Below are 4368 nucleotides of genomic sequence, written 5' to 3'. Positions count from 1 at the left end.
CCGTAAAGACGATGCAATTCATCAATAGGTAAGTGGGAGTTCACATGAAAATTTTTCTAGCAATCTTCGCCGCTCTAACCATTTCTGCGTGCAGCTCCACAGGGTCTAGTAGCGCTAGTTACATGAATGATGGCAAAACCAATTCAGGATTCAATAGTGGCAATATGTACTACGACGACAGTCGAAGAAGTCATGGCTCGTTGAACAGCAACTAGAACAACAATGGTAAGCCAGATCTCTCCGTCAAAAGAGCTCTGGCTTTTTATTTTTTAATCTAACCCATATCAATTTTCACGCCAGATAATGCTCCAGTTCCATAGTCATCATCACCTCGTCTGGTTTTTAGCATCAAACGTAAGTCATTAGCCGAATCGGCACTATGAAACGCATCTTCTTCGCTAATCTTTCCCGCTACAACTAAATCAAACAAAGCTTGGTCAAAGGTCTGCATGCCGACTTCTTTTGATTTTGCCATTGTTGCTTTTAGCTCGTGCAATTCACCGCGACGAATCAAGTCAGACACTCGTGGGCTGTTGAGTAGAATTTCAAATACACCATGACGCCCGCTGCCATTCTTATCTCGAATTAACTGCTGAGCAATCACACCACGCAGATTCATCGACAGATCAAACAGGAACTGTTCTTTCTGTTCTTTAGGCACCAAATGAAGAATACGCTCTAACGCTTGGTTGGCATTATTCGCGTGCAAAGTTGCCATACACAAGTGACCCGTCTCAGCAAAGGTCATCGCATATTCCATGGTTTCGCGGCTACGGATTTCGCCAATCAAAATCATATCTGGCGCTTGGCGCAACGAGTTTTTAAGGGCGACTTCATAGCTCTCGGTGTCGAGCCCTACCTCACGCTGAGTAACTATGCATTTCTTATGTTCGTGGACGAATTCTATCGGGTCTTCAACCGTCAAGATATGCCCAGAACGATTGGTATTGCGGTAGCCTGTCATCGCCGCCATCGAGGTCGATTTACCAGAACCCGTAGCCCCAACCACCAGCACAAGCCCACGCTTAGCAATTGAGAGGTCTTGTAATACATCAGGAAGCTTTAATTGCTCAAAGGTTGGGATATTCGTCTCGATGCGTCGAATCACTGCTCCAGGTAGCTCTCGCTGAAAGAACGCACTAACACGAAAGCGACCAAAATCACGTACAATGGCAAAGTTAGCCTCACGCGTTTGCTGATATTCATCACGTCGTTCTTGATCCATCATCGCATCAAGTAATTGAGCGACCTGAGCTGAATTCAGCTTCTCGCCTTGCGGTCGCAGCTCACCATCGACACGGAACAAGACGGGCGCATCAACCGTGATGTAAAGATCGGACGCTTTTTGAGAAAGCATTCCCTCAAGGATTTGATTCAATTCCATTATGTGCACCTTGATTAAAACATTGAGGTTTCTATTTCGATCTTTTTCTCGACCTCTTCCGAGTCAACCAAGCCTTGAGCCATCAACTGCTTCGCATTTTGCTCCATGGTCTGCATGCCATGTGCTGCGCCCGTTTGAATGATTGAATACATCTGAGCGACTTTATCTTCACGAATCAAGTTTCTGATCGCCGGTGTCGCCATCATGATTTCATGGCAAGCCACACGCCCCCCACCAACACGCTTTAATAGTTTCTGTGCAATCACCGAGCGTAATGATTCAGACAACATTGAGCGAACCATGTCTTTATCGCTACCAGGGAAAACATCAATGATACGGTCAATCGTTTTTGCCGCCGAGCTAGTATGTAAGGTACCAAAAACCAAGTGACCAGTTTCTGCGGCCGTAAGCGCTAGACTAATGGTTTCTTGGTCACGAAGCTCACCGACAAGGATAACGTCAGGATCTTCACGTAACGCACTGCGCAGCGCCGCTTTAAAGCTATGAGTATCACGATGAACCTCACGCTGGTTCACTAGGCACTTATTGTTGGTGTGAACAAATTCAATCGGGTCTTCTATGGTGAGAATATGCTTATTGTGGTTACGGTTAACGTAATCCACCATCGCCGCAAGAGTAGTCGATTTACCAGAACCTGTTGGGCCTGTAACTAACACTAGGCCCTTTTCGAAATTAGCAATCTTTTCAAAGATATCAGGAGCGCCTAACTGCTCTAACGTTGGTATCTCGACAGGGATAGTTCGAAAGACAGCTGAGCAGCCACGGGCTTGGTTAAAAGCGTTAACACGGAAACGACCGACATTGGGTAATTCAAAAGAGAAGTCGACTTCCAGTTTTTCCTCAAATTCACCGCGCTGCGAGTCGCTCATGATCTCAAAAACCAAACGGTGCACATCAGCATGACTCAAAGCTGGTATTCCAAGCTTCCTTACTTCACCATCTATACGTACCATTGGAGATACACCCGCAGAAAGATGTAGATCTGACGCGTTATGCTTTACACTAAAATCTAGTAACTCAGTGATATCCATTTATTTTCCCTTAAGTAAAGTCAGCTATGAGTAGTATTCAACAAAATATCGAACAAATCACCTCACAGATTCGTAGTGCTGAGCAAAAGTGCGGACGAGCTCCAGAGTCCGTGCAACTTTTAGCCGTCAGCAAAACTAAACCGATTGATGCGATTCTAGAAGCCGCACTCGGAGGCCAAATTGCCTTTGGTGAAAACTATGTTCAAGAAGGTGTCGATAAAGTAAAACACTTTTCAGAACAACATTCTAACCTAAATTTGGAATGGCACTTTATTGGTCCAATCCAGTCAAATAAAACTCGCCCTATCGCAGAAAGCTTCGCATGGGTACACTCCATCGATCGTGATAAGATCGCTCAGAGACTGAATGACCAACGTCCAAGCGAGCTTCCACCTTTGCAAGTGTTAATTCAAGTAAACACTAGTGGTGAAGCGTCCAAGTCTGGCACATCTGAAGAGTCAGTTTTTGCACTGGCAGAGTTGATTTCCTCACTGCCCAACCTCACTTTAAGAGGGTTGATGTCGATTCCTGCAAACGTCTCTGACTATCAATCACAGCTTAACGCTTTCTCTCAACTGGCAGAGCTAAAAGATAAGCTAGCTGCAAAATATCCTGATATTGATACCCTTTCGATGGGCATGAGTGGTGATATGGACGCAGCAGTAGAGGCTGGCAGCACCATGGTTCGCATTGGAACCGCGATTTTTGGTGCTCGTGATTACGCGAAATAGCGACACCTAACAACCAAAAAAGTATAAGTATTGATACCGCTCCGCTTTCACCGCGTAGCGACACGCTCAGGATTTGATATATGGAACATAAGAACATCGCCTTTATCGGGGCGGGAAACATGGTTCGCTCAATTGTAGCGGGCTTAGTAGCGAGTGGTTACCCAGCGCAAAAGATTACGGCGACAGCGCCTTCTGACACGAGAAGAGTGCCGTTAGAGCAAGAATACGGCATCAATACCACCAGCGATAATATTGCCGCAGCTGAGCAAGCAGACGTTGTTGTATTATCGGTGAAACCGCAAATGATGGCCGATGTATGTAAACCCTTACAAAGCATCGACTTTAGCAACAAACTGGTAATCTCAATTGCCGCAGGTATTAATGCGAATCGACTCAATGAGATGTTAGACTGCCAACTGAATCTGGTTCGTGTAATGCCAAACACGCCATCACTGCTTGGGAAAGGCATGAGTGGGCTTTATGCTGATTCAACCGTTAGCCAAGCAGATAAAGATTTCGCATCACAGCTAATGCAAGCTGTAGGTGAAGTGAGCTGGGTAGAACAAGAATCTGGTATCAACAACATTATTGCAGCGGCAGGCAGCGCTCCGGCTTACTTCTTCCTGTTTATGGAAGCGATGCAAGCGGAAGCAGTCAATCAAGGTTTCGACCAAGAGACGGCCCGCAAGCTAGTGCAGCAATCGGCATTAGGCGCGGCAGAGATGGTGGTCGCGAATCCAGATACAGAATTATCTACACTGCGTGAGCAAGTGACTTCAAAAGGTGGTACTACCGCCGAAGCACTGCGCACGTTTAATGAACATCAACTATCAGACATCGTAGCCAAAGCCATGCAAGCGGCAGTTGCTCGAGCTGAAGAGATGGAAAAACTGTTTTAGTACCAATCAAGGTACAAAAGCCTTGCGTCGCTCATGTGATATCTAAGCGGCAAGTAAATCCGAAAAAGGAAACAATATGAACTCGATGAGCTTTCTGATCTCGACCGTTTTTGATCTTTACATCATGGTTGTGATCTTGCGTATCTGGCTACAAGCATCACGTGCAGATTTCTACAATCCGTTCTCACAATTCATCGTAAAAGCGACACAACCAGTGGTAGCTCCACTACGCCGAGTTATTCCGTCGATCGGCAGCCTAGATCTGGCAACGGTTGTTTTCGCTTATGTGCTATGTGTACTCA

6 protein-coding genes are annotated in these 4368 nt (G+C 45.9%); 4 read left to right on the top strand and 2 right to left on the bottom strand.

Annotated features, from left to right (window positions below):
* The first annotated feature begins 44 nt into the window (after nucleotides 1-44).
* Nucleotides 45-215 carry a hypothetical protein gene (locus tag BCT81_RS29245; protein ID WP_155647308.1) on the top strand — a complete coding sequence of 57 codons (171 nt, stop codon included), beginning with the start codon at nucleotides 45-47 and terminating at the stop codon, nucleotides 213-215.
* Nucleotides 216-274: 59 nt separating this feature from the next.
* Here the strand turns inward: BCT81_RS29245 and BCT81_RS27245 are convergent, their stop codons facing one another.
* Together BCT81_RS27245 and BCT81_RS27240 are read right to left on the bottom strand one after the other, a co-directional pair.
* Nucleotides 275-1384: a PilT/PilU family type 4a pilus ATPase gene (locus tag BCT81_RS27245; protein ID WP_061032416.1), complete on the bottom strand. Its 1110-nt coding sequence runs from the start codon at nucleotides 1382-1384 to the stop codon at nucleotides 275-277.
* 14 nt (nucleotides 1385-1398) lie between these two features.
* On the bottom strand, nucleotides 1399-2436 hold the full coding sequence (locus BCT81_RS27240; RefSeq protein WP_061032415.1) for a type IV pilus twitching motility protein PilT: 1038 nt from the start codon (nucleotides 2434-2436) through the stop codon (nucleotides 1399-1401).
* 26 nt (nucleotides 2437-2462) lie between these two features.
* Between BCT81_RS27240 and BCT81_RS27235 the strand changes: the two genes are divergently transcribed.
* The 3 genes from BCT81_RS27235 to BCT81_RS27225 all read left to right on the top strand — a co-directional run.
* Nucleotides 2463-3167: a YggS family pyridoxal phosphate-dependent enzyme gene (locus BCT81_RS27235; protein WP_061032414.1), complete on the top strand. Its 705-nt coding sequence runs from the start codon at nucleotides 2463-2465 to the stop codon at nucleotides 3165-3167.
* 80 nt (nucleotides 3168-3247) lie between these two features.
* The gene (gene proC, locus BCT81_RS27230; protein WP_102426486.1) at nucleotides 3248-4066 is read left to right on the top strand and encodes a pyrroline-5-carboxylate reductase; all 819 of its coding nucleotides are present in this window, start codon (nucleotides 3248-3250) and stop codon (nucleotides 4064-4066) included.
* Between the two features lie 76 nt (nucleotides 4067-4142).
* A partial coding sequence (locus BCT81_RS27225) for a YggT family protein (protein ID WP_133152747.1) occupies nucleotides 4143-4368 on the top strand: 226 nt, incomplete at its 3' end.

Source organism: Vibrio sp. 10N.261.52.A1, from assembly GCF_002876325.1.
In the GTDB taxonomy this organism is placed as follows: domain Bacteria; phylum Pseudomonadota; class Gammaproteobacteria; order Enterobacterales; family Vibrionaceae; genus Vibrio; species Vibrio chagasii.
This window is presented reverse-complemented; position numbering and strand designations above follow the sequence as displayed.